Origin of the sequence: Staphylococcus sp. HMSC061G12, from assembly GCF_001838465.1 — a bacterium.
Classification (GTDB): Bacteria; Bacillota; Bacilli; order Staphylococcales; family Staphylococcaceae; genus Staphylococcus; species Staphylococcus simulans.
Window position 1 is genome coordinate 20,980 of sequence record NZ_KV837157.1, and the last position, 285, is coordinate 21,264.

Below are 285 nucleotides of genomic sequence, written 5' to 3' on the forward strand. Positions count from 1 at the left end.
GCTCTGCTTTCAACGCATCTAATGCTGCTTGTTTAGCATCTGCTGCTTCTTTCGCTTCTTTTGCATCTTGAGCATTTTTAGCATTAATTGCATCTTCTAGAGCTGCTTTCGCTGCATCTACTGCGTCTTGAGAAGCATTAGGGTCTGCTTGAACTTCTTTCGCTTTAGCTAATGCGTCTTGAACAGCTTTATCTTCTTTGTCAGCTGGGTCTAAAGTTAAATCTTCTGCAGCAGTGATTACTTTGTTCAATTCATCTTTATTAGCTTTTGCTTCTAAAGCTTTTT

1 pseudogene is annotated in these 285 nt (G+C 39.3%); it reads right to left on the bottom strand.

What is annotated here, in order from left to right:
* A pseudogene (locus tag HMPREF2937_RS10990) lies at positions 1–285 on the bottom strand (enterotoxin); the annotation flags it as partial.